The following is a 25,823-nucleotide window of genomic DNA, read 5'->3' on the forward strand; positions in this document are numbered from 1 at the left end:
GGCGCTTACCCGGCCTTGCGCGTGGGGGTGGCACGTTTGGTGGGCTTCTTCGCGGCCTTGGCCGCCTTGGCCGGTGCCTTCGCCGGCGCCTTGGCCTTCTTGGCGGCGGCCTTCTTCGGCGCAGCGGTCACGGCGGTCTTCCTGGCCGGCGTGCGCTTCTTGGCATCCAGGCTCTTCTGCAGCAGCGACATGAAGTCGACCACGTTGGTGGCGTCGTCCTCGCGCGGCGCGGGTTCTTCCTCCACCTGGGTGGTGCCGCCCTTGGCCTTGATCCGCTTCTTCAGCAGCACCTGCAGCCGTTCGCGGAATTCGTCGTGGTAGTCATCGGGTTTCCACTCGCCGGACATCGACGCGATCAGCTGCTCGGCCATGGCCGTTTCCTTGCTGTTGATCCGGTAGTCGGCCAGTGAGCCGGTGGGCAGCTTGTAGTCTTCCGGGTCGACCAGTTCCTGTGGGTAACGCAGGATCATCAGCACCAGCGCGTCGCCATGCGGCATCACCGCGCACAGGTACTCGCGGGTGCGCACCACCACCCGGGCGATGCCCACCTTGTCGGTCCTGCGCAGGGTTTCGCGCAGCAGCACGTAGCCCTTCTCGGCCTTCTTGGCCGGCACCAGCAGGTAGGGTTTCTCGTAGTAGCGCGGGTCGATGGTGCTGGCATCCACGAAGGTCTCCACCTCCACCGCCTCATGGCTCTCCGGCGCCGCCGAGCGGATGTCGTCCTCCTCCAGCACCACATAGCTGCCCTTGTCGTACTCGTAGGCCTTGACGATGTCCTTCCACGGCACTTCTTCGCCGGTATCGGCGTTGACCCGCTCAAAGCGGATCGGCTTGCGGTCGCGTGAATCGAGCATGCGGAACTGCAGGTCGACCTTGCGCTCGCCGGACATCAGCGAGACCGGGAGATTGAGCAGGCCGAACGAGAGGGTACCGGTCCAGATCGGTCGGGCCATGGCAGGGCCACTCCAACGCTACAGGGGGAGGGCAGCTGTACCGCGGCAGGCGTGAAACGCCCGTGTCCGCACCGTGCAGGGGCCCTTTACGGCTTACTGCAGCAGGCCGTGCACCGCCGCTGGCGGCATGTGGTCCAGCGCCAGCCAGGCGTCCTCGACGATGCCGCGTGCCTGCCCCCAGCCCAACCGCGACTGCCCACGCATCTGTTCCCAGTGCTCGGCCAGCTCGCCGTCGGTGTCGTCGTCGTTGCCGCGTGGCCAGGCGGCATAGTGCGTGGTCAGGGCGAATGCGTACGCCGGGTACAGATCGCGCCAGCTGCGGTGGCCATGCCCGCGGCGGCGCTCGTAATCGTTGCGCATGTACTGCAGGTAGTCCTGCGCCACCGCCTGGGCTTCCTCGGTGCGCTCACGGCGTACGCGGCGCGTGTTCCGGGTGGGCTGCAGGTAGGCGTTGAACAGCGCGGGGGCGGCGCGACGGTCCAGGCGGGGCATGGCACGACTCCGGCGGTACAGGGCAGGCAGAAATAGTCCCGCCGCCGTTAGCCAGCCGTGACAGATGTGTTCAGGGCAGGCGATTCGCAGGGACTTCACCCGCCAAGCGCTGTAGTGGAGGTCCCCCGTTCCGGAGTGATTCCCATGCCACGCGATCCCCTGCGCGAAGCCAGCACCCCGGTGCCTGGCGAACAGCACGCCAAACACGACAACCAGGACGCCGAAGACCGCGGCGCCGGGATGTCTCCCCCGGCCGAAGCGGACCACCTGCCGGTGGTGTCCGGCCCCAGCCACGGCTACCGCGACCGCAAGGACCCCACCGGCGTGCCGCACCCGGGCGGGCGGGAGAACCAGGAACAGCGCCAGGCGCGCAAGGAGCACGCCAGCGACAACCAGGATGAAGCCCTGGACGAAACCTTCCCCGCCAGCGACCCCACCTCGCCGTTCGTGCCGGCCAAGATCCCGCGCTAGCGGCAGCCCGTTGGGTGGGCCGCGCTATACCGGCAGCGGTCCGGTGATCACGGCGCCCACTGCCACTGCAGGCCCACGCCCACCCGCCGGTCCGGGCCGGGCTCGAAGTACCGCTGGTTGCCGTCGTTGACGATCACCGAGCCGATGTAGCGCTGGTCCAGCACGTTGTCGATGCGTGCGAACGCCCGCAAGGTGCCCTGCGCGGTCTGCCAGCGGCGCGACGCTTCCAGGTTCAGCAACGCATACCCGGCCGCCTTCTCGGTGGCCAAATCGTTCACCACGGTGTCGCTGGAGGCCACCAGTTCGGCGGCCCACTGCCACGGCCCGGGCGTGTACTGCATCCGCGCGTTCCACTGCTGCCGGGGCACGCCGGGCAGGCGCGCGCCGGCCTGCACCGTGTTGCAGCCGGCGGTACCGCACAGCGGGTACGCATCGCGCACCGTCGCTTCGATCCAGGTGTAGGCCACGGCCAGTTCGGTCTGCGCCCCCAGTGGCTGCACGTAGCTGGCTTCGGCGCCCTGCCGCCGGGTACGGCCGATGTTGCGGTAGGTGGAACGCCCGCCGCTGTTGCTGGCCACCGCCAGTTCGTCATCGGTGTCGGCCCGGAACAGGGCTGCTTCCAGCCGCGCCCCGCTCTGTGCGTGCCATTTGCTGCCCACTTCCAGGTTGCGGCTGCGCGCGGCCGACAGGTCCAGCGCCAAGCCCGCCTGGCCGTCGGCGCGGTAGCCCAGCTCGTTGAAGGTGGGCGTCTCAAAGCCTCGCCCGGCCGAGGCGTACAGCCGCCAGGCATCGCTGGCGCGGAACACCACCCCGGCCACCGGCGTGGTGGCCGCGTAGCGGCGCGCGCCGCTGTCATCGGGGTTGCTGGCGGTGATGTAGTGGTCGTTGGAGCGGAACCGCACCGTGCTGTGGCGCAGGCCCAGCAGCAGCGACCAGCGCGGGGCCCATTGCCACCACGCCTGGGCGAACTGGTCGATGTTCTCCACCCGGTCGGCCTGGTCGCGGCGCAGGCGGCCCTTGATGCCCAGCTGATCGCCCACGAAGTTCTCGTAACCGCGGCGATCCTGCAGCTGACGGTCGGCATTGGCGCCGATCACAAGATCCAGTGGTCGTCCGGCCCAGTCGCCGTGCCAGCTCCAGCGCGCGTCCACGCCGCCGTAATCGCCGTCCAGGTCGATCACCCCGCCGGCATGCAGCGGGTTGGCCTGCGGCCCGGGGGGAATGGCGAGGTACTGTTCCACGCTGCGTTGCCCGGCATAGCCCATCGCCCGCCAGGTGTGGGCGCCGTCAGTGCGGGTGAAGACCAGCCCGGCCTGGGCCTGGCGGACCGATTTGCGGGTGTTGTACTGGCTGGCCACGGCGGTGGCCTGGCGCGGGTCGGCGTTGACCTGGGCCCGGCTCAGGCCGAGCGGGTCCTGCGCATCGGGCGAATCGAAGTAATTCAGCACCAGGTCCAGCTGGCCGCCGCCCACGTCGGTGCCCAGCCGCGCATTGACCGACTCGCGGCGGGCCGCGCTGTGGTCGCGCCAGCCATCGGTGCGGAAGTGGTTGGCGGCCACGTTGTAGCGGATCGGTCCCTGCTGGCCGCGCAGCTGCGCACCGGCGCTGAGGGTGTTGTCGCTGCCGGTGTCCAGCCGCAGCCGCCACGGGTCGCCGGGGGCGCCGTCGGCGCTGAAGACCTGCACCACGCCACCGGAGGAGTTGCCGTACAACGCCGAGAACGGGCCGCGCAGCACGTCCACCCGCTGCGCCGAGAGCAGGCTGGCATGCGACAGCTGGCCCTGGCCGTCGGGCATGGTGGCCGGCACGCCGTCCACCAGCACGCGCACCCCGCGCACCCCGAACGTGGACCGTGCGCCGAAGCCCCGGATCGACAGCTGGGTGTCCTGCGCATAGTTCTGGCGGTCGCGCGCCACCACGCCGGGGATGCCGCCCAGCGCTTCGGACACCTGGGCCAGGGTTCCATTGGCGTCGTCATCCAGCCAGACCGTGCTGATCGAAGCCGGCAGGTCCGCATCGTCCACCTGCTGCACGCGCGCCGCCTGCACCTGAACCGTCGGCAGGCGCTCGATCGGCGGGGTATCGGCCGGGGCAGGCGCGGCCTGTGCCGGGTTCGGCAGCAGCGCCGCCGAAAGCAGCGCGGAGGGGACGACAAACGCGGAAAAACGCAGCATACGGGCAGGGGTCCTCAGCGGCAGGGCACGCCGCACGCCATGGTACGGAAGATCACGTGACGGCAGCCGCCGCGCCCACGGCGCGGCTTTGTTAGGATGGCTTGGTTTTGGCTGATTCTGCCGCAACCTGCGTCGCGCCAACCTCCCCCCCTTCCGTCATCCGAATGAGTACCGCCGTGTCCTTCTTTGCAAATGTGGAACTGGTCCCAGGTGACCCGATCCTGGGCCTGACCGAGGCTTACAACGCCGACAGCCGCTCGACCAAGGTCAACCTGGGCGTGGGCATCTACTACGACGAAAGCGGCCGCATTCCGCTGCTCCGCGCCGTCAAGCAGATCGAACAGCAGCTGGCCGATGAAGCCAAGCCGCGCGGCTACCTGCCGATCGACGGCCTGCCGGCCTACAACCAGGCCACCCGCGAGTTGGTGTTCGGCAAGGACTCGCCGCTGCTGGCCGCCGGCCGCGTGGCCACCTCGCAGACCATCGGTGGCAGCGGTGCGCTGCGCGTGGGCGCAGACCTGCTGCACCGCCTGCTGCCGCACGCCACCATCGCCATCAGCAACCCCAGCTGGGAAAACCACCGCGCCGTGTTCGGCGCCGCCGGTTTCGAGGTTGTGGAGTACAGCTACTTCGACCCGACCACCCACGGCGTGGATTTCGACGCCATGCTGGCCGACCTGGGCAAGCTGCAGCCGGGCACCGTGGTGCTGCTGCACGCCTGCTGCCACAACCCGACCGGCGCCGACCTCACCGTCGCGCAGTGGAAGCAGGTGGCCGAGCTGTTGAAGGACCGCCAGCTGTTCCCGTTCATCGACATGGCCTACCAGGGCTTCGACAAGGGCATCAGCGAAGACGGCGCCGCGGTGCGCATCATCGCCGAGGCCGGCATCGACAGCTTCGTGGTCGCCAACTCGTACTCCAAGTCGTTCTCGCTGTATGGCGAACGCATTGGCGCGCTGTCGGTGGTGGCCCCGGACGCGGCCTCGGCCAAGGCCGTGCAGTCGCAGGTCAAGCGCATCATCCGCACCATCTACTCCAGCCCGTCCAACCACGGCGCTGCGCTGGTGGCCGGCGTGCTGAACAGCGTCGAGCTGCGCCAGGTGTGGGAAGCGGAACTGACCGAGATGCGCGAGCGCATCCACGCCCTGCGCCACGGCCTGGTGGAGAACCTGGTCGCCGCCGGCGCACCGGAGTTCGCGTTCATCAACGACCAGGCCGGCATGTTCTCGTACTCGGGCCTGACCCGCCCGCAGGTGGACCGCCTGCGCGACGAGTTCGGCATCTACGCCGTCGGCACCGGCCGCATCTGCGTGGCCGCGCTGAACCAGGGCAACCTGGCGTACGTGGCCAAGGCCGTGGCGACCGTCGCCAAGGGCTGATCGGCGCGCGCTGAAGCACCCACAGGAACGGCCGCCCAGTGCGGCCGTTCCCGTATCCAGATCCTTGCTGCGTACGCGGCCCTGCCTTCCTGACCTGGCGGCCTGTCCTGCGCCTGCCTCGTAATGCCCGCGGCAACGGGCGACAATACGGCCCCCAAATGTCTTTGGCAGCCATTCCATGTCCCGTACGTCGCTTACCCGGTACCTGATCGAAGAGCAGCATGCCGGCCGCATCAACGCCGACCTGCGCCAGCTGATCGCCGTCGTCGCCCGCGCCTGCACCAGCATCTCCATCGCGGTCAGCAAGGGCGCGCTCGGTGGCGTGCTGGGCGAGGCCGGTACCGGCAACGTGCAGGGCGAAGCGCAGAAGAAGCTGGACGTCATCAGCAACGAGATCCTGCTCGAGGCCAACGCCTGGGGCGGCCACCTGGCCGCCTGCGCCTCCGAGGAAATGGACCACTGCCAGCCCGTGCCGGACACCTACCCGCGCGGTGACTTCCTGCTGCTGTTCGATCCCCTCGATGGCAGCTCCAACATCGACGTCAATGTCTCGGTCGGCACCATCTTCTCGGTGCTGCGCTGCCCGCCCGGCACCGAACAGCCCAACGACGCCAGCTTCCTGCAGCCGGGCACCGCGCAGGTCGCCGCCGGTTACTGCATCTACGGTCCCAGCACGCAGATGGTGCTCACCGTGGGCCACGGCACCCATGCCTTCACCCTGGACCGCGAGAAGGGCGAGTTCGTGCTGACCACGCCGGACATGCAGATTCCCGCCGACACCCAGGAATTTGCCATCAACATGTCCAACCAGCGCCATTGGGAAGCCCCCATGCAGGGTTACGTGCAGGACCTGCTGGCCGGCAAGGAAGGCGCGCGCGGCAAGAACTTCAACATGCGCTGGATCGCCAGCATGGTGGCCGACGTGCACCGCATCCTTACCCGCGGCGGCATCTTCATCTACCCGTGGGACAAGAAGGACCCGTCCAAGGCCGGCAAGCTGCGCCTGATGTACGAAGCCAACCCGATGGGCCTGCTGGTGGAACAGGCCGGCGGCGCGGCCACCACCGGCCGCGAGCGCATCCTGGACATCCAGCCCGACCAGCTGCACCAGCGCGTGCCGGTCTTCCTCGGCTCGCGCAATGAAGTGGCCGAAGCCACCCGCTATCACCGCGAGCACGACAGCGCGCAGGGCTGATCGCAAAGCACGGGGCCGGCCCATTGCCGGCCCCGTGTGTGCCATGAAGAAACCCAACGTGGCAACGGCGTGACATCGGCCAGTGCAGCGGTCACCATCGGGGCCAGATGCCCACGGATGACCCCATGACGGCCGACACGCAGCACGACTTCATTGAAGTAATCCACAACGCCATCCCCGCCGATGTGTGTGCCGCCATCCAGGCCAGGATGCGAACCAGTGCGCAGTTGCGACCCGGCGAAGTGGGCAGCGGCGTGTTCCCGGAACTCAAGCACAGCAAGGATCTACGCATCAGCGGCGACGCCGCGTGGCGCGATATCGACATGCTGTTGCAACAGGCGGTTTTCCGCGGTGTTTTGAGTTATCTACGGCGTTATCCACAGGCGCTGATCTCGCCGCTGATGTTGCAGATCCAAGACAGCGAAGGTAAACCGCGCCGTCTGGCGGCCGACGATTTCCCCGGCATGGACGATGCAACGCTGTCGGATCTGGCCCGTACGTGCCTGCGCCCCGGTGCCATCAATCTGCAATGGTATGCAGCGGGCGAGGGTGGCTATCCCTATTGGCATTGCGAGCTGTACCCGCGCGATCCCGCCGGCGAAACGCTGCACCGCCACCTGCTGTGGACGCTCTACCTCAACGATGATTTCGAGCAGGGCGAAACCGAGTTCCTGTTCCAGCACCGCAAGATCGCCCCGCGCACGGGGAGCTTGCTGATCGCCCCGACGGCGTTCACCCACACGCATCGCGGCAATCGTCCGCAGGGTGGCGACAAGTTCATCGCCACCAGCTGGGTGCTGTTCCAGAGTGCGCAGAAGTTGTTTGGCCAGTGACCGGCCGCCCGGGCTGCCTGCTCAGCTGACGATCCACAGCACCACGTCGCAGACCGCCATCACCCGGCTTCCTTCTGTATGACGCTGGAAGTTGGGCCAGAGGATGCCGTTGCGTCAACGCAGCCAGAGGTACTGCCCTGTAGTCACCCTGCCGCACCATTTTCGGCGGAGCCATTTGCGCCGCATTCGGAAGCGTGGGGGAAATGTTGCCGATAGCGCAGGCGGTCGCCAGCCGACTCAGATGTGGCCCAGCGTGCCGCGCCATCGCGCAGCGCGGTAGCAGGCGCCGAACACGGCCATGCCGGCAACCAGATAGAACATGGCATTGCCTGCTACAAACAGCAGACGCAGCCACTGCCCTGACAGGCTGAGCGTGCTCTGCTCGGAAATGATCCAGGCAGCAGCGTGGCTGAAAGGAAGGGTTGCCAGCGCATTGGCCGGATAGGCCGGCGCGCCCACCAAGGCGATAACGCCAAGAAGCATCACCGCGTTGACCGCTTCAGCGTGTTTGAACAGAACGTTCAGCCCACTCATGATCAAGCCCAGACCGACCAGCGAAGGAGCGGCTACAAGCAGAATGATGATCAATGGGGGAACAGGTACATCTACCTCGCGTCCAACTATCCAGAACGTTACATGCAACAGCACCAAGGTGCCCAGCAGTGCGCCGATGATCTGCAAGCCACAGCGCACCATCAGCACCACCGGCAGAGGGCGCCCAACCACGCAGAGTTGTTCGAGCGTGCGTCCGCGGACCTCATCTGCAGCTTCTCCGGCGATGCCGCTGTACGCTGCACTGGCGAAGCTCCATAACACAAAGCCCAGTGCCAGCGAAGACTGCGTAGGCATGAAGTCCGCAGTAGGCAAAAGCTCGACGCCATAGGCAAGCGCTGCGAACGCCGCCAGCAGGACCAATGAGCTGGCCACGAACTCGAAGGCGTAGCGGCGCTGCCGATGCAGATGCAGCATCATCTCCGCATGGCATAGACGCAGAATTTTCATGCGATCTCCTCGCCTTCGCCAACCGGCGAGTCCACGGACGCATCCAGCGTCCTCGCCACTGCAGTGATGCTGGCGTGGCGCAGGTCTGGATAGATCCGAGCCAGCGCCTGCAGCTGGCTCAGCTGCCCAGCAAACGTATCCTCTCGGACCAGCGTAGCCGTGACGGAAGTTGGTAGCGGGTAGGTGGCCTCAACCGCAAGGCGGAACCGTTCGACCGCAGTCGCAGCCGTGGTACCGGTGCGTTCAAACGCCCAGCGTCCGGCCTGCATACCGACCACGCGTTCGGCGGTGGCGGCAACAAAGCCGGCGTCGTGGGAAATGGTGATCATGCTGGCGCCGCGCCGCTGCTCGTTCTTCAACAGCGTCTCCAGCGCAAGAGTGCCTTCAACGTCCAACCCCAACGTGGGTTCGTCCAGCATGATCAGATCGGGGCGATGTGCTAGCGCACACAACAAAGCCGCACGCTGGCGATTTCCGGTGGACAGCCGGCGTACCGGTCGCTGCAGAGCGCCCAGGCCGAGTTGGTCAGCCACCGCCTGCATGTAAGGTCGGTCCACGCGCTTGCCTCGCAGCCGGCACGCGTAATCGCAGTTCTCCTGGATACTCAGCCGATCGTACAGATTGGCCCGCCCTTCCAACACAATGCCAGTGCGATCCAAGCCGCGCCGCCCCGCCTCCGTCAATGGCTGCCCCAACAGCCGCACCCGCCCCGCGGTGGGCTCGATCAAGCCGACGATGGATTTGAACAGGGTGGATTTGCCCGAGCCGTTGGGTCCTACGATGGCCACCGACTGGCTCTGCCGCACGGTCAGCGATACCCCTGCCAAGGCAGAAGGATGGCCTGGAAAATCCTTGTGCAGATCTTCAACCCAGACAGCTTCATCCATGGAGACGTCCTTTGCGCTGGCACGCGGAGATCAACATCATGCGGTATCCAGCGGTCGAGCTTGCAGCTCCCGGATGAACTCGTCGGCAATACGCTGTGCATTGAGATCGCCAGTGGAGGCGACGAAATCTTGCAGTTTCGCCGCCACATCCGGCACACCCATGTCGTATGCCAGCCGGCTGATCACTGTCGGTGTGTGGAACATCAGGTTCTCACGAATGACCGCGCGGGTGGTTTCTGGTGACAGGTCCATGTCGAATGAGTACTGCCGATTCATCTGCATCTTCGGCACGACGACATTGATGGAGATGGAGAAATCCTCGGAAGGAAATTGCACGTGGATATCCTTGCTGTCCCTGTAGAACATCACCCGTCCACGCGACAGGCGCGTGCGTTCAAGAAAGCGAACATCAACTATTTCACCCACATCTCCCACAACCTGGTCGTGGTCGTATTCGTACAAGACAGTTTCGTAGCCCGGCCCTTCGTAGCCCAGCGTCAGCAGACCGAAGTTGTGATCATGGGGATCCTCATAGAAGAAGATCTCCTCACCTGTGCGCCCTTCCGGCGGTGTCCATATTGCTGCACGGATGAAGTAGTGTTCAGTGCGATGCAGCATGAACACTTGAGGGGTGTACGGATTCATGGCTTTGAACGCTGCAGGGTTGGCCAGTTGCTGCAGTAGTGTCTCGGACAGGAACGTGCGGTTGTTGTAGAGCCTGCGCAGCATCATGGCTGCGGAATCGAGATCATCCGTCAGAACGCGACCACCCTGTGCATCGAGAAAGACGATCAGCTCGCCCAGCGAGATCGACGCATCCGTTTCCAAGTCCCAGGTAATTGCCATTTCCGTGCTCCCTAAATGTGGCCGTGCTGGCGTAGATTCTGGAGGGTAATATCCGCCGCAGCGCGAACCTGGGGGTGCTGGTCCGAACCGGCTCGCATGAGCACGTCCGCGCCACGTCGCAGGTCCATGCAAAGCAGTGTCTGCACCGCCTTCCACCGAACGAAATGGAAGCGGCTGGAGTCATAGGTCTGCTCCAGCATGTCCAGTGATCCATTTGCCGGAAAGCGCTTGAAGATGTCCATGACAAACTCCATGCGACTCGCATGGAAGTTCGCCGACGACACACCACTCCGCTGCAGAGTTTCGCGGTCATAGTGATGAATCAGATCGGAATGCTCGTTGATCACCAACTGGAGCAGCCAGATGGTGCCGGTGACCGATATCGTATCGAAAGCGTCCTTGCCACTGCGCACGGTCATAACGTCACCGTGGGCGTATCGGACAGAACCAAGGTCTTCCAAGCGATCACCTGCCGAATCTTGCAGAACCTGCAGGTGCCGAAGCTCCATCGCACCATCGCCAAGAAAGAGAAAGGTGGCGTCATTAGGCGAAAGGTTCAGCTTTGATCGCGTGAACTGGTGGCCACCGCGGACGGTCACACTGCTGTGCGCAACATCCATCTCAGGCACCTTGGCCATCAGAACGGTCTTGACCTCATCGCGGAAGACTTCAATTTGGTCTTCAGCTTGATAGGCAGCCTTGCCGATCAGCGAAGCGTGGTCGAAACTGCCCAGCAGCAGAGCGGCCAACCCTTGGAACTCACCCTCGGCAGCGGCTGCCCTGAGCAGCGGGGTGTAGTCATCGATGCAGTTGGATCGCGAGTCCAGCAACCCAAGTATGTTGACCAGGCCGGAGGCGCGCGTGCCGACATCCAGACCGGCGAGCGTGCGTCCCGTGTAGTCCTTCGGCGACTGCTTGAAAGTACTCATGTGTCTTCCTTGATACCCTGGAGAAGGCCGCCCGCCCTTGCGCGGGAGGACGGCCGTCGGCTTACTTCAGCACTTCGGTGATGAGCTTCACCGCACCGCGGATAGCAGCGCAGCGCCAGCCGCCAATGTTCCCACCATCACAACTCAGGCCTACCGGCGTTTCCAGATTGGAGATCAGGGCTTCGAGGTTTCCGTTCTTCATGTTCTTTCCTTGCGTTGGTAGATTGACATCGGTTTGGTATCCCTTCCAACACGCATGCACTCCATTGCATGCGAAACCACTGTAGTCACCGCCGTGGTAGTGGCGGGACGGTTTGAGGCAGTGTGGTCACTCGTAACGCAGTGCCTCTATCGGGTCCAAGCGTGCCGCCTTGGCAGCCGGGATCAGGCCAAATATCACCCCGACCAATCCCGAGAAGGCCACCGACAGCAACGCTGTCCACCAAGGCACTACAGCCGCTGGTAGGCCGGGTATTAGCGAAGACGCCAGCAAGCCGCCGGCGTACCCGATCGCAACGCCGATCAGCCCCCCCAGCGCACTCAACAGCACGGCCTCGCCCAAGAATTGCAGCAGGATCGAGCGTGATGAAGCGCCCAGCGCTTTGCAGATGCCGATCTCGCGTGTGCGCTCGGTAACCGAGACCAACATGATGTTCATGATGCCGATCCCACCGACCACTAGAGAGATCCCAACCACCCCGACAAACACCGTAGTCACCAGGTTGATTACGGTTTGAAGCGAGTCACCCAGCTGGTCGGCTGTCTCCACCTTGAAGTCGTCCGGAGCGCTCGCAGCAAGCCGGCGTGACTGTCGCAGAACCTGCTCGACCCGGTCCCGGAGAAACTCCAGATTGCTTCTGTCGCGCGCCTGCAGGTCGATTCGCAGGTCGACCTGAGCGGGATCTGAAACCAGCGCCAGGCCGGTTGCGAACGGCATTAGCACGAAGTCGTCCTGGCTGAAGCCAAACACTTCGCCACGTTCCTCCATGATGCCGACAACCTTGAACCACTCCGACCCAATGCGAATGTACTGACCCAACGGATTGGCGGGCAGGTTGAGATTCTCCCGCAGTGTTTCGCCCAGCACACAGACGCGGCGGCGCGAGTCATTGTCCGCTTCGGTGATGAACCTGCCGATGCGCGGGTAGACCTGTCGTGAGTGCTGATACGAAGGCGAGCTTGCAATCACCCGGGTGAAGGCCTCCACTCTTCCCGCACTGACGTTGCCGCCATGGTCACCTAGCACATCGAGAGTTGGCGACAGCTCTGCCAGATGCTGCACGCTGTCATGTAGACGCTGATAGTCGCTGATCGCGATGCGGCTGCGCCGCCCCTGCAATTGGTCTTCGAACGAGGTCTCGGCACGCACGCTTAGATTGTTGGCACCAAGACCGGCGAACTGTTCGGTGATCGAGGCAGACATGCCCTGGAATATGGAAACCACCGCAATGACCGAGGCCACACCGATGACAATGCCCAGCACAGTTAGCAGGCTGCGTAGGGTATGCGCTCGGATGCTGTTGAATGCAGCTTCCATGGTCAGCAGAACGTCAGTCATGGACCGGATTCAATCGGTCGCTGCTGATGCGCCCGTCCTCTATGCGGATCACACGGCGGCAGCGTTCCGCGATGTCCGGCTCGTGGGTGATCATCACGATGGTGCTGCCTTCGATCCAGAGCGAGTCAAAGAGATTCATGATGTCGGCGGTCGTCGCCGAGTCCAGATTGCCGGTCGGCTCATCGGCGAGCAAAATCGATGGCTCGCCGCACAGTGCACGGGCGATGGCAACGCGCTGCCGCTGCCCGCCTGACAGCTGGTTAGGCAGGTGCGTGGCCCGGTCGGCTAGGCCAACCCGCGCCAGTGCAGCAAATGCACGGTGCCGTCGCTCGCTGCGGCTCATCCTGCGGTAACGAAGCGGGTGAGCAACATTGTTCAACGCCGACTCACGCGGCATCAGGTTGAAACTCTGGAAGACGAAGCCGATGCTTTGGTTTCGCACCAGCGCTAGGGTCTGCTCGTCCATGCGGGATACATCCTGATCTCCGAGCAGGTACTGCCCTTCGGTCGGGCGGTCCAGGCAACCAAGGATGTTCATCAACGTTGACTTGCCAGAGCCCGACGGGCCGGTGATGGCAACGTACTCGTTCTCGCGGATCTGGATATCGATGCCACGTAGCACGTGCAGGTCTTCGCCCGCCATGGCGTAACGTTTGTGCAGGGATTTCACATTGAGCATGGGAGTCATCACGGCCCTACCGGGCCGACCAGAACCGCATTCACGGACTGGTTGTCACGGAGGTGGCGCATGACCTTGGCCGGGCCGACAACAACACGGTCTCCGGGGGTTAGCCCGGACACGATCTCGACATAGGTATCGTCAGACATGCCGGACTCCACGTAGCGTCGGAGCACCGCGCCGCCTAGTTCCACCAGCACGTACTGCCGACGGTGCGTGCGATTTTCCTTACGCGAAGAAGGATCTACTTCCTCGAGCGTCTCGGTCATTACCGCCTGCACCGGTACGGCAACGGGCTCGCGGCCTTCGTCGACAAATATCTCGGCGCGGCAGCTCATGCCGGTCCGCAACGTAGCGTGATCGCCATCCTGCAACGCAATTTCCACTTCGTAACTGCGTTCGGTGCTGCTGGTATCCATTCCATTGCGCGGCGGTGCCAGTGCAATGCGATGAACCCGCCCGGTAATGGACTTATCCGCAGCGGAGCCTGCGAACACCATGGCGCTTTGGCCCGCCTGCAGCCGCGCCACGTCCATTTCGTCCACCTTGATCTTGGCTGTCATCGTTGAGACATCGGCGATGGTCATCAGGCTCGACCCAGCAATGCCGGTGGAGCTCGGCACGGCGGTTTCACCGACCTTTAATGCGATGGCGGTGACCACGCCGCTGATCGGTGCACGGATATGGGTCTTGGACAGGATTTCACGGACCTGCGCCAACGCGGCCCTAGACTGACGCAGCTCCTCGCGGCTCGCTGCCAGCTGCAGGCGTGCCAGTTCGGCTTCATGTTGCACATGTTCGTCACTGGCCACATCTACTAGGCGCTCTGCAACCAGCTCGGCGCTGCGGCGGGCCTGTTGCTGGCGCAACTTCAACATGGCCGCCTGGCGCTCAATGTCGACCTCTTTCTGGCGCACCATTGACTCGCGCTGATCTACTTCCGCCTTCTGGGTTTCTTGATCGAGCACCATGACCAGTTGTCCCTGCTGGACTGCGTCGCCCTCATTGACCATGACCTCGCGCACCCGGCCTATCACTTCCGGCGACAACGCTGCTGTGTCCTGGAAATCAAATGTGCCCGAACCCAGCACCGTGGCACGCAGCGCACGCTTTTCGACAATCTCCAGTTCCACCTCTGGTGACGTGCCGCGCGCGTTCAATGCCAGCGCCAGACTGCCCGCTGCGACCGCCAGCACCACACCTGCTATGACCAAGCGTCTGTTCATGCGCCTGCATCTACCACGATGACCAGTGCCCAGGTGCCGTAGATGAGCAGCGGCGGCAGGCCGGCGATAAGTGCGGCGCGGACGGTGCCAATCTTCATCCATCGGGAAACGCCGACGGTGAACAGCGCCAGCGTCCATAGTGACTGCACACCAATAGCCCCAGTCAGCGAGAGCCAAGGACTGTCGGCGGCGATATGCAGCAGCTGCGACAGCGATAGCGGATTGGCCGACTCCGGAAGTATCTGTTGATTGGCTCCGAAGGTCAGCCGCACTGCCATCAGCAGCAGCGCGCAGGTCTCGGGCACCGTCAGCCAAGCGGCAAATACCAGCCACGACGGGCCGGTGTGCGTGACGCGCAACGTACGCCCCACCAAGTGCAGGTAACCGGCAGTCAGCAGCATGACCATCGCGCCCACGATCAGCGAAGAGCCGATTGTCACCAAGGCCAGCAGGCCGGGACCCATGATGTCGCGGGCCAACGCCAGCTCGCGCCCCTGCAGCTCGCTGGTTCCGACCAGCAGTCGATCCTGCAGCCAGACGATGTCGATCCTGCTGTAATAGAGCGACCAAGCAGCCACCGTCGCAATGGCCAGCAGCACTAGCGGCAATATCCACTGTCCGCACTGATTGACATCATCCCAGGCATCCTGCGGCGAGACGATCACGTCGCCCAGTACTTTCATCGTGGCCCTTGTCATAATTTTGGTTCTCCAGACGTATCGTGCTTCCGCGCGTCGTCGGCTCTTTGTTTTTTTCTGGCCTGCACCTGCAGCTCACGCTCATGGGTCATTTTCTGGAAAGCGTCGGTCACGCCGGCATCACCGAGCTCACTGACCAGCACTTCCATATTGCGTGCCCGTGGGAACAGGTCCTCGATGCTGGCGATGCGCCCGGTGTGGACGTCGAACAGATACTGCTCGGAGATAGGGCTGACTTCGGGAATGAAGTTCAAAGAAACGGACAGCGACTCCGGTGCCAGCTGCGTATGGATGTCGACACTCTTGCGGAATAGCAGCATGGTGCCTGGCGCAAGGCGCTGACGCCCGTGGGCGGTCAGCAGCACCTTTTCGCCGATGCTACCGGTGACGCCAGTGTTGTCGTACGTCCACAGATCAGTCTGATAGCCGGGGCCATGCAGCCCGATGGTGAGAAAGTCGAAGTTGTGGTCGTGTGCGTACCGATCGCCGTACACATAGAACTTATTGAAGTTCTGCAGGTCCAGGCGCGCAAGCTCATCGTTTGCTGAAGGCCACAGATTCACCCGCAGATAGAACCCGCGTCGGCGAGCCAGAATGAGGGTCTGCCCGCTGTAACGGTTGTCCTGCTGAAAAAGCGCCAGGTCGTCGTTCAGTTGCTCTTTCAGGAATCTGGAGACCAAGTTCTGGGTATTGTGCAACGCGTAAAGCCGCTCCCAGAGTTCAGGCCATTGTCCAATGTTTTGTAGCCGCTGCGGATCCTGCGCATCTACCCAGTTGCAGAAGCTGTCCAGGCTCATGACTTCCTTGGTGCTGACGTTGATCAGTGGCATGCGATGTTCGCGTGCTGGAGTTGCGTCCACGCCAGCCGCGCCGCATCGGCAATATGCGGGTGCGGGTCACTGCGTAGCTTGTCAACGATGCGGCGTCCGGCATCAACGTCCAGATTCAGCAGTGCTTCCGCGGCTTTCCAGCGGATGAAGTGAGCGGGATGCCGGGTGAGTTCCTGCAGCGGCGGCACCATCTCTGCATCACCGAAATGGGCCATGTAGTTGCAGGCATGCTGCAGCCGGGAAAGATGTTGGGAGGCCGCAGTGGCATACAGGGGGGTACCGGTGATGGAGTCGTGCCGAAGCGCGAGATGCCGCACCATCGTCTGCCGGGTTACCACCAACGAAATGTAGGGCGTGTCGGACCAGGTAAGTACATGGTCTCGCGCACCATCAATGAAAAGGGCTTGTCCACGGCGCAGTACCCGCGTGCAATGGTGCGCCACAACGGAATCCTCCATAGGAACGTCCTGTGCTTCGTCGGAGCTGCGGAAAAATTCTATATGCACGCTGCAGTCGCTCAAAAGAGCGAAAATCATGTCCTGCGGAACACTGGATACTTCAGGTGGTCGCGAGCGGCCACCGACTTCAATACCCAGAGCGACCGAATAGCCATTCTCTTCGAATACTTGGAGCGTGTTGCCGACGCCACCAAGTGCTCGACGGCGGGCGTGCTGCTCGCGGAAATAAGCATTAAAGAATCCGCTACAGGCATTACCCGCGGCAATAGACTCGGTCAGCGGCAGTAGAGATCGCAGCTTTCCGGCTGCATTTTCAATACAGGACAGCCCATTCCGGAGCGTGTCCAGATCAGCCTCGTGACACATGTTGAGCCCTTCAGAGTGGTACATCTGTTTTCAAGACGCATTGCATGACAGACGCCATACAATGCGTTACGCCCGTCAGTGCAGATCGCCGGAGTAGACGATCAGTTCAATGGCGACGATGGCGACAAAGACAGGAGCTACGGCCTGCGGTTCGCCAAATCCAGCGGGGGCAATTGCGACCGCAAGTGCGGGAAGCGAGAACTTCATGTCAGAACTCCTTGCATGTTGGCTGAGAGTTGCGCGCATCTTCCTAGGCGCGATCTGAGACTAGCACTCACTTCGCGGAATCAGCGGAGCAGAAGCTTTCAAGTTTCTGATCCGTGACACACTCGAGATTCTTTCTGTGTGTTGTTTTGCGTTGTCTCGTGCATTTTCTTAAGTGCATGGCAGCGCCTGATATATTTTTTGCGTTGTTGGCGCTTGAATGCACGGACAGGGCGCTCGTCGCGATCTTTTTTCCCTGGCCGGGTTTCGCATACACAGCCTTAAAATGAGTATTAAGTGATTAGCCCTGTCTATCTCGATGTCGACCGCTCGGCATCAGAACAAATTGCCCTGCGGCGAATCCACCCGCGGCGGCAACGGTCGCACGAACTTGTCGCAGTCCAGCTTCGGCCAATGGCTGTTCTGCGCGTCGAACCCCAAGCGCCTGCGTGCGAGTTTGAACCGGCTCGACAGCAGATCGGCGTACACGCCTTCGCCGCGCATGCGGCTGCCGAACTCGCTGTTGTAGTCCTTGCCGCCGCGCAGCTGGTTGATGGTGCTCATCACGTGCGCGGCGCGATCGGGGTGATGGGTATCCAGCCAGTCGCGGAACAACGGGGCCACCTCCAGCGGCAGGCGCAGCAGCACGTAACCGGCGGTGGAGGCGCCGGCATCGCGCGCGGCTTCCAGTACCGCTTCCAGTTCGGCGTCGTTGATCCACGGGATCACCGGGGCCACCATCACCCCGACCGGGATACCGGCGTCGTGCAGGCGACGCATTGCCCGCAGCCGCGCGTGCGGTGCCGAGGCGCGCGGTTCCAGCTTCGCCGACAGGTGCGGGTCCAGCGAGGTCACCGAGAAGTGCACGCTTACCAGATTCTGTTCGGCCAGCGGGGCCAACAGATCGATGTCGCGTTCGACCAGGGCGTTCTTGGTGATCAGCGAAAACGGGTGCCGCGTTTCCAGCATCACTTCGATCAGCTGGCGGGTGAGTTTCAGCTTGCGCTCGATCGGCTGGTAGGCGTCGGTGTTGATGCCCAGGGCGATCGGCTGCGGCACGTAGCCGGGGCGCGAGAACTCCTTGCGCAGCAGCTGCGGTGCGTTGGTCTTGGCGAACAGTTTGGTTTCAAAGTCCAACCCGGGCGACAGGTTGAGGTAGGCATGCGACGGTCGGGCGAAGCAGTACGAGCAGCCGTGTTCGCAGCCGCGGTACGGGTTCACCGATTGGCTGAACCCCACGTCCGGCGACTTGTTGCGGCTGATGATGCTGCGCGCGGTCTCGGCCCGCACTTCGGTGCGCAGGCGCGGCGCGAGAAACTCCTCGCTCTCCTCGGCGTCCCAGCCATCGTGCACGGCTTCGCTGACAGTGACCTCGAAGCGGCCCGCCAGGTGCGTGGTGGAGCCTCGGCCTTTGATCGCGATACCCATCGGCCGAGGCTATCGCCGGGGTGTCGCAGTGGCTGCGACGGGAGGGTGGGGAAGCATGCGCGGTAACCCATCAATCGGGGTTAGTAGTATTGCTAACCACAGACCTGTGTCAACCGGGAAAGGCTTGCCACCATTGGGTTCTGACCGAAATCGGCGGAATTGGTCCCCATACTTGTCCACAGGCCAGAATCGGACATCGCCGCTGGCCTGGAACCGGCCATCGCGGGGCCATCAGGGGGCCAATTGCGCCAAGTAGCCCTTCACCGTGGCATCCAGTCCGGCGTACAGGGCCTCGCTGATCAGCGCGTGTCCGATTGAGACTTCCAGGACGTCCGGCACCGCGGCCAAGAAGGCGCGCAGGTTGTCCTGCGATAGGTCGTGGCCGGCATTCACGCCCAATCCAGCGGCCTGCGCGCGGCGGGCGGCGTCGGCGAACAGAGCCAACATGGCCCCGGCATCGCCGGCCGCATGCGCTTCGGCGTAAGGGCCGGTATAGAGCTCGATGCGATCGGCACCGATCGCCGCGGCCTGGGCGATGTCCGGGTTGCCGGCATCCACGAACAGGCTGACCCGGCAGCCATACGCCTTCAGTTCGGCGATCAGCGGCCGCAGCCGCTCCGCATCGCGGCCGAAGTCGAAGCCGTGGTCGGAGGTGAGCTGCCCGTCCCCATCGGGCACCAGAGTGGCCTGCGCCGGGCGGGTCTGTGCGCACAGCGGCAGCAGCCCCGGGTAGCCCTCGCGCGGCGGCGCGAACGGGTTGCCCTCGATGTTGAATTCCACGCCACGTGCCGTGGTCAACGCCGACAGTGCCAGCACGTCCTCGGCATGGATGTGGCGGCGGTCCGGGCGCGGGTGCACGGTGATGCCATGCGCGCCGGCTTCCAGGCACGCACGGGCGGCCTGCAGCACGTCGGGGTCGGTACCGCCGCGCGAGTTGCGCAGGACGGCGATCTTGTTGACGTTGACGCTGAGCTGGGTCATGGCACTACGGTGTGTCGGAGTCTTCTTCGGGCTGGCGACGGGCCTGGGCCTGTTCGCGCAGCCGGCGCAGTTCGGTGGGGTCGATCACGCTGGAAATGTCGCGCTGCAGGGTGCCGAAGCGCGCCACGTACAGCCCGCGTACCCACATCAGCAGGAACACCAGCGTACCGAGCAGCGCGAGCAGCATCAGCGACATCTGGGGCACCTTCAGCGCCAGGGCAAAGCAGCCCAGCGCCAGTAGCAGGAACAGCCAATGCATCGTCATTCTCCCCGTTGACCGCGCCAGTGTAGCGCCGCCGGCCGGTGCGGTTCCACGTGCGCGGTCACAACAGCGGTGAGGCCAGCCGCGCGAATGCTTCCGGTACCCGGTGCCGCCAGAGGGAGCGGCGGCGGTCGTTGTGCACGCGCACCGAGGCATCGAACTCGGCAGCCAGGATGCGCTCCAGCGCGGCCACCCGGTCTTCGTCCACCAGCATCATCGACAGCTCGAAGTTGAGCCGGAAGCTGCGGTGGTCGAAGTTGGCGCTGCCCACGATGCAGACGTCGTGGTCGGCAATGAACGCCTTGGTGTGCAGCATGCGCGGGCCGTACTCGTAGATCTTCACCCCGGCCTGCAGCAGTTCGTCGAAGTAGGAGCGCGCTGCCTGGGTGACGAACCAGGAATCGCTCATCTTCGGCACCAGCAGGCGCACGTCCAGGCCACCGAGTGCGGCCGAGGTCAGCGCCATCCGCGCGGCCTCGCCGGGCACGAAGTAGGGCGTCACCAGCCAGACCCGTTCGCGCGCTTCGTGGATGGCGGCAACCTGCAGTCGGTGGATGGTCTCCCAGGCCGAGTCGGGGCCGGACACCAGCACCTGCGCATCGATACGGCCGTCGGCGCGGCTGGGCATGTCGTTGGGCCACAGCTGGGCGATGGCGAAGCGCTCGGGCGGCTGGGCGGTGGCGTAGATCCAGTCTTCGATGAAGACCAGCTGCAGGCTGCGCACCACATGGCCGGTCAGGCGCATGTGCAGGTCGCGGTAGGCATCGGGGCGGCGGCGTTCGTCTTCCTCGTCGGTGATGTTGATCCCGCCGGTAAAGGCGGTGCGCCCATCGATCACCACCAGCTTGCGGTGGGTGCGCATGTTCAACCAGGGGCGCTTGAACGGCTTGAGCAGCTGCCGCGGATGGAACCACGCCACCTCCCCACCCGCGTCCAGCAGCGGCTGCAGGAAGCGCGTGCGGATGGCCGAGGACCCCACCGCATCCAGCAGGAGGCGTACCCGCACACCGTCGCGGGCGCGCTCGACCAGCGCATCGCGCAGCGCGGTGCCGGCATGGTCGGGGTTGAAGATGTAGTACTCCACGTGCACGTGGTCGCGGGCCTGCGCGATGGCGGCCAGCAGCGCGGTGTAGGTGGCCCCGCCATCCACCAGCCATTCGACCTCGGTGGCCGAGGTGGGCGCCAGGCCGGTGGTGGCTTGGGCGATCTTGGCCAGTTCGGTGCAGTCCGCGTCGGGCGGGCACACGCTGCTGTAGTGCTCCATGCCCGAGCGCGCGCGACCGCGGCGCAGGCGCTGCCGCTTCACCTTCTGCGGGCCCAGCAGGTAATAGATGAACAACCCCAGGTAGGGCAGGGCGGCCAGCGACAGGATCCAGCTCAACGTGGCAACCGGCTCGCGTTTCTGCAGCATGATCCAGCCGGTCAGCCACAGCAGGTAGAGGATGTAGGCCGCCACCAGCAGGGGACGGAGGTGCGGGATGGCGTCGAGCCAGGCCGCAAGGGCAGGGTAGGTGGCGAGCATGGGCGGATGATAGCGGGCCGCGTGCATTGCGCGCGTACCCGGCGCCGCGGTCGGCACCGACCCATAAAAAAGGTTCTTCTCCCAACGGAGGGGAGCGTCTTTTTGCAAGGGCCGTCGCAGAGTGAGCACGACGGTGCGCGGGTGGCCGGGTGTGCAGGCGCCGTTCGGATCGGCTGGCGTCCCCGATCAGGCCGGTCGCGAGCGTGAGGGCCCCGTAACGGCCGGTAGGCCCCTGGTGCAAATGTCCCCCGGCCGCGGGGCGGCCTCCTCCTTTATTTTGCCCAGAGGCCTACCGGCCGCTACGGGGCTCGGCTTGCGGCAAGCAGGGGGAAGCCAGCTTTTCTGGCGCTGGTCGGTGGGTCGGGTGCTGGGGCTCCATGCCCTTGGAGGCGAGATAAAGGAGGAGGTGGCGGCCGCAGGCCGACGCCGGAGGACATTCGCCGGAAAGGGCATGGGGCCCCAGCGCCTGACCCGCCGACGGCCGCGCCTGGAGAGCGTCAAGGCACGTTTCTGCTTTCCCCGCATATGGGCGAAGAACCAAAAAAAACGCCCCTGTCTCCAGGGGCGTTTTCCAGTCGCGTCATGACTGCGTCGTGCGATTTACTGCTGTACGAAGCCGATCTTCTTCATCTGAGCGTTCTTCGCGGCGGCCAAGACCTTGGCCATCACGTCGTACTCAGAGTCCGGGCTGGCGTCGATGCGCAGTTCCGGCTGGTTCGTCGGGTCCTTCTGGACCTCCTGTTCCATACGCTGCTGCAGCTCGCCGGTTGCCACCGGGCTGTTGTTCCACGAGACCTGGTTGCTGGCGTCGATCTTGAGTTCGATCGGCGGCGGCGGCTCGACCAGCTGCGGCGGTGGGTTGAGCACGCGCTGCGGCAGGTCCACGGCGATCGGGTACGTCATGATCGGCGCGGTGACGATGAAGATGATCAGCAGCACCAGCATCACGTCCACGAGGGGCGTGACGTTGATGTCGGCCATGGGGCCTTTGTTACCACCAGTACTGAACGCCATGGCTTACTGCCCCTTCTCTTTGGTGGCAACGAAGCCAACGTCGAGCATGCCCTGCTCCTGCGCAATCTTGGTCATCTCGTTGATGACACGCATCTTGGTGGTGCGGTCACCACGCAGATTGAGCGGGGGCTGCGGGGTCTGCTGGGCGGCGGTCGACAAGCGCGACTCGAGCGTCTGCTTGTTGATTTCCTCGTCGTTCCAGTAGATCGAGCCGTCTTCCTTGACTGCCAGGGTGATTGGGCCCGAACGCTTCTCAGCGTCTTCCGGGTTCTGCACCAGGTTGGCCTCCGGCAGATCCACCTTGACCTTGTGGGACATCAGGGGCGCCGTGATGATGAAGATGATCAGCAGCACCAGCATCACGTCCACGAGGGGCGTAACGTTGATGTCGGCCATGGGGCCGCCGCTGTTACCACTACTGAAAGCCATAACGGGCTCCGTCTAGATCGTGTTGACTACGTTCTCGCCAGGTAAAGCGCGTCGCAATTAGCGAACGCGCGAACCGGTGGCGAAGAAGTCGTGCAGGTCGTGAGCGAACGTATCGAACTTGCTGATCGTGGCGCTGTTGATCTTGCTGAAGAAGTTGAAGGCGAACACGGCCGGGATAGCCACGAACAGACCGATGGCGGTCATGATCAGTGCTTCACCCACCGGGCCTGCAACGGCGTCGATCGAGGCGGAACCGGTGGCACCGATCTTGATCAGCGCGCCGTAGATGCCCCACACGGTACCCAGCAGACCGACGAACGGAGCGGTTGCACCGACGGTGGCCAGCAGGGTCATGCCCGACTGCAGGTTGTTGCTTTCGCGGGTCACGGCCTGACGCAGGGCGCGATCGACGAACTCCGAACGGCTCAGGTTCTCACCCAGGCCACCGGTTGCGCCGCCTTCGGCACGCTGGTGGTGGGCAGCTGCCTGGGCAGCGTCCAGAGCGATCTTCGAGAAGGGCTCGGAAGCCGGCTGCTCTTCCATCGCACGGATGGCGTCCTGGGCGTTCGGGGTATCCCAGAACAGGCTCACGACCTTGTCGGCAGCGCTCTTCAGGCGGGTAGCACGGAAGATGTTGATGACGGTCCAGTACCAGGACATGGCCGACATGATGATCAGGGTCAGCAGCACGACCCAGGAGACGGCGAAATCACCCGGCTTGGTGGTCATTTCGTGGATCAGATGCTCGAAGCCCATCTGCGAGAGGGCATTCGACGGGTTGCCCCCGGCAGCAGCGGCGATGAAGAGTTCCTGCAGCATGACGCTTACCTTTGTTGTGTGTGGTGATGAATGGTGTAGCTGTAAACGACCGACGGAGCGGTGGCCGGCGGGCCACCGGCGACCATCAGTTCAGCGCAAAGTTGACCGGGACGCGAACGCGACCTGCGACCTTCTTCCCGCCCGACTCCGCAGAACGGAAGCTCCACTTGCGAGCTGCGTCCATTGCGGCGCGGTCGAGGTCACGGTTACGGCTGGACCGTTCGACCGACACATTGGTGACGTTGCCATTGGCGTCGACATCAATGATCAGGATGACTTCACCCTGGATACCTGCACGGAATGCGGCCGGCGGGTAACGCGGGGGGTTCATGTTCTTCGAGGAGATATCGACACTTGCCTCGATCGTGCTCGGCGGCGCGGGCGGCGACGGCGGGCTCGGCGGGGTGACGATGTCGTTGGCGCGCGGTTCCGGCACGTCGACCACGGGGGCCTGCGGCGGTGGCGGCACCGGCGAGGGCTTGGGCGGCGACAGGTTCTTGACCGGCGGCGGCGGGGTGTCCGTCGGCGGCGGCGGCGGCGGCGGCGGTGGGGGCGGCGGCGGAGCGTCGACCAGGGTCACCATGATGTTGCGTTCTTTCTCCGCAGCGGCCTTGGGAGCCACAGCCGGGATCAGAAGCATCATGAAGGCGGCGAGATGCAGTGCGATTACAAAAGCGATACCCACGATTCGCGGCCAGCTTAAGCCGGTGTCATCGCGTTGTTCGTACCTGTGAACGACTAGTTGTTCCGTCATGCGCCAAGAGCTCATTAGTGGGGCCGGGATACCCGGGGACAGGTAGCCCATGATCAGCGGTGCATGACACCGCAGGAACCTCCAAGCTTATACCAATCCTGAGCGCCTGCGCATCACTGTGGCAGGCGTTCAGGCGTTATTCCTACTTACTTCAGGTTGATGATTTTCTTGGCATCCGCCTGATTCTTCACACCCTTGGCCAAGGCCTGCTGGGCAGCCTGCTTGGCTTCGGGGATGCGACCTTCGGCATGCAAAACGCGTGCCAGATTCAAGTAGGTTTCACCGTCCTTGGAGAGCGGAGCGGCCTTCTGCCACGCTTCGATCGCCTTCGGCACCTCGTCGGAATAGTAGTAGGACTGGGCCAGGGCCAGGTAAACCTGGTAATCCGGCTTCAGGATGCCCTTCTGCAATCCCTCGTTGATGACCGCGATGACGTCCTTTTCCTTGTTCTCGGTATTGGCGTAGATCGAGTACAGCTGCTTGTACTCGCGCTCTTCGGTGAGCTGGCCGGCTGCACGCAGCTTGTCCATCACCGCGGCGGCCTTGTCCATCTGATCGGCCTGCATGTACATGCTGGCCAGGTTCAGCTGGGCTTTCTTGTCGTTCGGGTTGCGCGCGACGATGCCTTCGGCCTGCTTGACCGCTTCACCGGTCTGGCCGGCTTCGGCCATGGCGGCCATCAGCAGCTGGTTCCAGTTGTCCTTGGGCTCGGCGGCGCCGGCGATGGCCTGCTGCAGCACCGGGATGGCCTCGGCGTAGCGCTGGGTCTGGTACAGGGCCTGGCCCTTGATCACCAGCTCTTCGGGCTTGGTCGACTTGGTTTCGGCGAAGTACTTGTCCAGCGTGGCCAGACCGGCGGCGGTTTCGTCGTCCTGCAGCTGGAGCTGGGCCAGCATCAGCAGCGACTGGTAGTGGCCGTTGTTGTCCAGGCCGTTGAACTGCAGCACCTGCTGCAGGTACTTCTTGGCCGCGACGTTGTCTTCGGTCTGGTAGGCCGCCTGCGAGGCCAGCTGCGCGGCCAGCGACTTGTCATAGTCGTTGGCGGCGCTGTTGGCCAGGATTTCATCGGCCAGCGTGCGGGTCTCGGGGAACTTCTGGTCGTTGTAGGTGTCAATCAGCTTCTGCAGCTTGCTGCCAAGCTTGGCCGAGGACTTGCCATCCGGCTCCTGGCGGGTCGCCTGCGGATACAGCGGCTCGGCCTTGGTGGCCTTGTTCTTGCCACCGCGGCGCTCATTGTTGCGTTCAGCCGAACGCGACTGGGCAAACGCATCGGTGACCATGACGCCACCGATGGCGGTCGCGATGAGGACGGAAAGGACGGCGTGCTTTGAGTTGCTGAAAATCATCTTTCACCTCGATCGAACCGCCGCAGCGGCATCAAAACGGACTGTCAGAAAAATCTGAGCCGCCAAACGTATCAGAAACTCATGGCGT

28 protein-coding genes are annotated in these 25,823 nt (G+C 63.9%); 4 read left to right on the plus strand and 24 right to left on the minus strand.

Annotation, left to right across the window (positions count from 1 at the left end):
- Positions 1 to 5 precede the first annotated feature (5 nt).
- Both ku and DX03_RS19850 read right to left on the minus strand, forming a co-directional pair.
- Entirely contained in the window at positions 6 to 953 is a 948-nt protein-coding gene (gene ku / locus DX03_RS19845; RefSeq protein ID WP_038691492.1) for a non-homologous end joining protein Ku, read from the minus strand.
- A gap of 93 nt (positions 954 to 1,046) precedes the next feature.
- On the minus strand, positions 1,047 to 1,445 hold the full coding sequence (locus DX03_RS19850; RefSeq protein WP_038691493.1) for a hypothetical protein: 399 nt from the start codon (positions 1,443 to 1,445) through the stop codon (positions 1,047 to 1,049).
- A 144-nt stretch (positions 1,446 to 1,589) separates the two neighbouring features.
- On the opposite strand from DX03_RS19850, the gene DX03_RS19855 reads away from it, so the two are divergent.
- Positions 1,590 to 1,916 (plus strand): hypothetical protein, encoded by a 327-nt coding sequence (locus DX03_RS19855; RefSeq protein ID WP_038691495.1) that lies wholly within the window; start codon positions 1,590 to 1,592, stop codon positions 1,914 to 1,916.
- Between the two features lie 47 nt (positions 1,917 to 1,963).
- Here DX03_RS19855 and DX03_RS19860 read toward each other — a convergent pair whose 3' ends face one another.
- Positions 1,964 to 4,090 carry a TonB-dependent receptor family protein gene (locus tag DX03_RS19860; protein WP_038691497.1) on the minus strand — a complete coding sequence of 709 codons (2,127 nt, stop codon included), beginning with the start codon at positions 4,088 to 4,090 and terminating at the stop codon, positions 1,964 to 1,966.
- A gap of 176 nt (positions 4,091 to 4,266) precedes the next feature.
- Here DX03_RS19860 and DX03_RS19865 point away from each other — a divergent pair, with 176 nt between their 5' ends.
- From DX03_RS19865 to DX03_RS19875, 3 genes are all read left to right on the plus strand, one after another.
- On the plus strand, positions 4,267 to 5,469 hold the full coding sequence (locus DX03_RS19865; RefSeq protein WP_038692727.1) for an amino acid aminotransferase: 1,203 nt from the start codon (positions 4,267 to 4,269) through the stop codon (positions 5,467 to 5,469).
- A gap of 178 nt (positions 5,470 to 5,647) precedes the next feature.
- The gene (locus tag DX03_RS19870) at positions 5,648 to 6,664 is read left to right on the plus strand and encodes a class 1 fructose-bisphosphatase (protein ID WP_038691499.1); all 1,017 of its coding nucleotides are present in this window, start codon (positions 5,648 to 5,650) and stop codon (positions 6,662 to 6,664) included.
- A 125-nt stretch (positions 6,665 to 6,789) separates the two neighbouring features.
- Positions 6,790 to 7,497 carry a 2OG-Fe(II) oxygenase gene (locus DX03_RS19875; protein WP_038691501.1) on the plus strand — a complete coding sequence of 236 codons (708 nt, stop codon included), beginning with the start codon at positions 6,790 to 6,792 and terminating at the stop codon, positions 7,495 to 7,497.
- 237 nt (positions 7,498 to 7,734) lie between these two features.
- Here the strand turns inward: DX03_RS19875 and DX03_RS19880 are convergent, their stop codons facing one another.
- The 21 genes from DX03_RS19880 to DX03_RS19975 all read right to left on the minus strand — a co-directional run bounded on the left by DX03_RS19880 (position 7,735) and on the right by DX03_RS19975 (position 25,735).
- The gene (locus DX03_RS19880) at positions 7,735 to 8,499 is read right to left on the minus strand and encodes a hypothetical protein (protein WP_038691502.1); all 765 of its coding nucleotides are present in this window, start codon (positions 8,497 to 8,499) and stop codon (positions 7,735 to 7,737) included.
- Entirely contained in the window at positions 8,496 to 9,386 is an 891-nt protein-coding gene (locus DX03_RS19885) for an ABC transporter ATP-binding protein (protein ID WP_081797295.1), read from the minus strand. The genes DX03_RS19880 and DX03_RS19885 overlap by 4 nt, the downstream gene beginning before the upstream one ends.
- A gap of 36 nt (positions 9,387 to 9,422) precedes the next feature.
- Positions 9,423 to 10,232 carry a hypothetical protein gene (locus DX03_RS19890; protein ID WP_051598948.1) on the minus strand — a complete coding sequence of 270 codons (810 nt, stop codon included), beginning with the start codon at positions 10,230 to 10,232 and terminating at the stop codon, positions 9,423 to 9,425.
- A gap of 11 nt (positions 10,233 to 10,243) precedes the next feature.
- Complete coding sequence (locus DX03_RS19895; RefSeq protein ID WP_038691506.1) at positions 10,244 to 11,161, minus strand: hypothetical protein; 918 nt, start codon at positions 11,159 to 11,161, stop codon at positions 10,244 to 10,246.
- Positions 11,162 to 11,222: 61 nt separating this feature from the next.
- Positions 11,223 to 11,363 (minus strand): hypothetical protein, encoded by a 141-nt coding sequence (locus DX03_RS21325; protein WP_185753411.1) that lies wholly within the window; start codon positions 11,361 to 11,363, stop codon positions 11,223 to 11,225.
- Positions 11,364 to 11,489: 126 nt separating this feature from the next.
- The gene (locus DX03_RS19900) at positions 11,490 to 12,719 is read right to left on the minus strand and encodes an ABC transporter permease (protein ID WP_038691508.1); all 1,230 of its coding nucleotides are present in this window, start codon (positions 12,717 to 12,719) and stop codon (positions 11,490 to 11,492) included.
- On the minus strand, positions 12,712 to 13,398 hold the full coding sequence (locus tag DX03_RS19905; RefSeq protein ID WP_185753412.1) for an ABC transporter ATP-binding protein: 687 nt from the start codon (positions 13,396 to 13,398) through the stop codon (positions 12,712 to 12,714). Before DX03_RS19905 ends, DX03_RS19900 begins: the two co-directional genes overlap by 8 nt.
- A gap of 8 nt (positions 13,399 to 13,406) precedes the next feature.
- Complete coding sequence (locus tag DX03_RS19910) at positions 13,407 to 14,624, minus strand: efflux RND transporter periplasmic adaptor subunit (RefSeq protein ID WP_038691511.1); 1,218 nt, start codon at positions 14,622 to 14,624, stop codon at positions 13,407 to 13,409.
- Positions 14,621 to 15,307, minus strand: coding sequence for a YIP1 family protein (locus DX03_RS19915; RefSeq protein WP_038691513.1), 687 nt, complete (start codon positions 15,305 to 15,307; stop codon positions 14,621 to 14,623). The genes DX03_RS19910 and DX03_RS19915 overlap by 4 nt, the downstream gene beginning before the upstream one ends.
- Positions 15,308 to 15,318: 11 nt before the next feature.
- Positions 15,319 to 16,152 (minus strand): hypothetical protein, encoded by an 834-nt coding sequence (locus tag DX03_RS20505; protein ID WP_051598949.1) that lies wholly within the window; start codon positions 16,150 to 16,152, stop codon positions 15,319 to 15,321.
- Positions 16,143 to 17,000 (minus strand): HEAT repeat domain-containing protein, encoded by an 858-nt coding sequence (locus DX03_RS21330; RefSeq protein ID WP_185753413.1) that lies wholly within the window; start codon positions 16,998 to 17,000, stop codon positions 16,143 to 16,145. The genes DX03_RS20505 and DX03_RS21330 overlap by 10 nt, the downstream gene beginning before the upstream one ends.
- Before the next feature lie 51 nt (positions 17,001 to 17,051).
- Positions 17,052 to 17,183 carry a hypothetical protein gene (locus tag DX03_RS21515; protein WP_280512934.1) on the minus strand — a complete coding sequence of 44 codons (132 nt, stop codon included), beginning with the start codon at positions 17,181 to 17,183 and terminating at the stop codon, positions 17,052 to 17,054.
- A 333-nt stretch (positions 17,184 to 17,516) separates the two neighbouring features.
- The gene (locus tag DX03_RS19935; protein ID WP_038691518.1) at positions 17,517 to 18,608 is read right to left on the minus strand and encodes a PA0069 family radical SAM protein; all 1,092 of its coding nucleotides are present in this window, start codon (positions 18,606 to 18,608) and stop codon (positions 17,517 to 17,519) included.
- 231 nt (positions 18,609 to 18,839) lie between these two features.
- Positions 18,840 to 19,589, minus strand: a complete 750-nt coding sequence (locus DX03_RS19940) for a pyridoxine 5'-phosphate synthase (RefSeq protein WP_038691520.1) — start codon at positions 19,587 to 19,589, stop codon at positions 18,840 to 18,842.
- Between the two features lie 4 nt (positions 19,590 to 19,593).
- On the minus strand, positions 19,594 to 19,848 hold the full coding sequence (locus DX03_RS19945) for a hypothetical protein (protein ID WP_038692733.1): 255 nt from the start codon (positions 19,846 to 19,848) through the stop codon (positions 19,594 to 19,596).
- Between the two features lie 64 nt (positions 19,849 to 19,912).
- Complete coding sequence (cls, locus tag DX03_RS19950; RefSeq protein ID WP_038691522.1) at positions 19,913 to 21,373, minus strand: cardiolipin synthase; 1,461 nt, start codon at positions 21,371 to 21,373, stop codon at positions 19,913 to 19,915.
- Between the two features lie 600 nt (positions 21,374 to 21,973).
- Positions 21,974 to 22,387, minus strand: coding sequence for an ExbD/TolR family protein (locus DX03_RS19955; protein ID WP_038691524.1), 414 nt, complete (start codon positions 22,385 to 22,387; stop codon positions 21,974 to 21,976).
- 3 nt (positions 22,388 to 22,390) lie between these two features.
- The gene (locus DX03_RS19960) at positions 22,391 to 22,816 is read right to left on the minus strand and encodes an ExbD/TolR family protein (RefSeq protein ID WP_038691526.1); all 426 of its coding nucleotides are present in this window, start codon (positions 22,814 to 22,816) and stop codon (positions 22,391 to 22,393) included.
- A 57-nt stretch (positions 22,817 to 22,873) separates the two neighbouring features.
- On the minus strand, positions 22,874 to 23,635 hold the full coding sequence (gene exbB, locus DX03_RS19965; RefSeq protein ID WP_038691528.1) for a TonB-system energizer ExbB: 762 nt from the start codon (positions 23,633 to 23,635) through the stop codon (positions 22,874 to 22,876).
- 85 nt (positions 23,636 to 23,720) lie between these two features.
- Positions 23,721 to 24,389, minus strand: a complete 669-nt coding sequence (locus tag DX03_RS19970; RefSeq protein ID WP_038691530.1) for an energy transducer TonB — start codon at positions 24,387 to 24,389, stop codon at positions 23,721 to 23,723.
- A 146-nt stretch (positions 24,390 to 24,535) separates the two neighbouring features.
- Positions 24,536 to 25,735: a tetratricopeptide repeat protein gene (locus DX03_RS19975; protein WP_038691531.1), complete on the minus strand. Its 1,200-nt coding sequence runs from the start codon at positions 25,733 to 25,735 to the stop codon at positions 24,536 to 24,538.
- Positions 25,736 to 25,823 lie beyond the last annotated feature (88 nt).

Source organism: Stenotrophomonas rhizophila (genome assembly GCF_000661955.1).
GTDB lineage: Bacteria > Pseudomonadota > Gammaproteobacteria > Xanthomonadales > Xanthomonadaceae > Stenotrophomonas > Stenotrophomonas rhizophila.